Here is a 2466-nt window from a genome sequence, read left to right as displayed (position 1 = left end):
CGCGGGCACCCAAACCAAAGGCGAGGGCACTGGCGACTGCGATCGCACCCAGGAGCAATCCAAATGCCAAATTGACGATATCGCTGGCAATACCCATTTGTTGCAGCGCCATCGCCGAAACCAAGGCAATAATAGAGATTCGGGCGGCATGACCGAGTATCCTTGCCTGCTGATTGCCAGAGCTGGTAATCAGGTTATAGGCGAGGTTAGCCAGATACAAGCCGATCGCAAATACCACCAATCCAGCCAGAATCCGACCAGATACCGCGACCACACCGGTAACAATAGCAGTGAGGGCTGGGAATTGCAGCACTTCTGTTGCCGGCACTACAGCTAAGAGCATAATGCCGACAAGCGCTATGATTCCCACTATTTCTGATGGAGTTCGCGTTATGCCCGGTGCGGTTTGAAGAAGCGTTACTTGTTCTCCTGCTGTCGGAGGGACGGGTTCTTCCGTTACTGGTGCGCTAGCAGGCGGAACGACAATCCGAGGCGACGGGGTGATTCCGAAACCGAGCCAGTTGAAAATATTGTTGAAGCCGATGCTAGTCAGGATATTGGTGAGCAAATCTGCCACAAATTTCCCGATGATGTAGGCGATTACCAGAATCAGCCCAGCCGTGAAAATCTTGGGAATGGCGAGGAAGATATCGTTGAGCATCCGGATTGCCGGAGCCGATATTGCCTCAATTTTCAGCGTGTTGAGGGCTGCGATCGCTGTGGGAAGTAGGATCAGTACGTAGACGATCGTACCGATAATGCCGGAGAGCGATTGTCCCGTTGTGGCTCGATTCAGCCCAAACCGGGTACCCAGTCGATCTGCCCCACCAGCTGCCAGCAGATTGGTGACAATTCGCCGCACCACTTGAGCTACTAACCAGCCTGCCGCACCAATTAAGAGCGCTGCGAAGATATTCGGCAGAATAGAAAGGATTTGAGTCAGGAGTTGCTGTACTGGTTGTAAAGTTTCCTCTAACTCCAAGGCGTTCAATACCAAGGGCAGAAACAGCAGGAATATGAACCAGTAGAGCGTGTTGCCGACTGTTTCGCTCAGAGAAAACTGGTTCCGCTGTTCGGTACCTACTTGCTGATTCAAACGCTCGTCCAGACGAAACAGCCGCAGAGAGCGCGTTACTACCAGTTTTACTAGGGTTGCCAGCAACCAGGCGACACCCAACAGAATTACTGCCCCCGCTAATTTGGGCAGGAACAAGAAGATCTGATTGAGTAAGTTGTTGAGAGGCTCAGAAACTGCTTCCAGCCGGAGTGCCTGTAAAAAGGCCACCAGCGTAAACAGGAAGATAATCCAATAAACAGCCTCGGATATCCATTTTTCTACTGGCGGCAGTTCTGCATCACCCTGACGCCCCGTAACCCAGGCCGCCAGCTTGTTATCGATGTTGGTGCGATTCAGTAGCCCCCGCACGACGGCGGCGGCGACGAGTGCGAGCAGCCAGCCGATTACCAGAATTGCGATCGCCCCCAGCAAATTAGGCACGAAATCACCAAAATTTGCCGCCATTTGCTGGAAAAAGCTATTGAAGTCGTTAGGGAATCCTGGCCTTGCCCCTGGCGGAGGCAAGGGGCGTCGCGGTGCGGCTTGTGCCAAAATTTCATAAGAGAGCATCGGCACGCTCACACCCAAATGTGCCATACTTTGCCAAATGCCATTCATCGTTGTTTAGTTCCCTCAAAATTTATCGGTAAAACTATGAAACCTTAGCTGTGAATTTTTGTATCTTCCCTGACAAATTCTCAGCTAAGACAGTATGAGATGAATATCGACAACCATACACCCAGAAAAAGCTTTTTTACTCTATCTTTATAGATAATTAACGCTTAAAAGGCAGCGATTCGCTGATTTTTACTTTTTATTACACTGGGATGCCGCGATTTTTCGGCTTGCTTATATTGACATTTTATTTAGTACTGTGATATTGCAACCGCCAAGGCAGTGAGGACAACTCCGACCTTTTATCCCCCGCTCTCCCTGTTCCCTACCCCCTAGCCCCGACGCCCTAACTATGTCACAAGAGCGAGTTTTTGAACAATCGATTCAAATTAATGCTCCTGCTACAGTGGTGGAACGCTGTATTGCAGAGCGCGACTTGATGCACCGATGGCTTAACCCCGCCCTGCGTTGCGATCCCGTAGGTGAGTGGAATACAGAGATTGGCAGTCGCAGTCGCTTTATCATTCAGATTCCGCTGTTGCAGCCTACTCTGGAAAGCGTTGTGGTGGAAAGGGAACCGGGTCTGATAGTCTGGGAATTTGAGGGATTTTTTAAAGGACGCGATCGCTGGGAATGTCAACCTTTAGCAGAGGGTACTCGTCTAGTCAATCGTTTTGAGTTCCAAATTCCCAACCCCCTAGTTAACTGGGGTTTCAATACGTTTGCGGCTGGTTGGACTCAACAAGATATGCAGGCTCAACTGCGACGCCTCAAGCTAGTGGCCCAAAGTCTTC

2 protein-coding genes are annotated in these 2466 nt (G+C 50.5%); one reads left to right on the top strand and one right to left on the bottom strand.

The genetic code is table 11. The features are described 5' to 3' along the window. Positions 1 to 1675 (bottom strand): mechanosensitive ion channel (locus tag H6S82_RS28955; protein WP_191057155.1); only part of this gene is annotated, 1675 nt, incomplete at its 3' end. Between the two features lie 349 nt (positions 1676 to 2024). Between H6S82_RS28955 and H6S82_RS28950 the strand changes: the two genes are divergently transcribed. After that, positions 2025 to 2466, top strand: a 442-nt coding sequence (locus tag H6S82_RS28950) for an SRPBCC family protein (RefSeq protein ID WP_191057154.1), incomplete at its 3' end; no start/stop codon positions are given.

Origin of the sequence: Planktothrix sp. FACHB-1355 (assembly GCF_014748295.1) — a bacterium.
In the GTDB taxonomy this organism is placed as follows: Bacteria; Cyanobacteriota; Cyanobacteriia; order Cyanobacteriales; family Aerosakkonemataceae; genus Aerosakkonema; species Aerosakkonema funiforme_A.
Note: the sequence above shows the minus strand (reverse complement) of the source record. Positions and strands in the feature narration are given on the sequence as shown.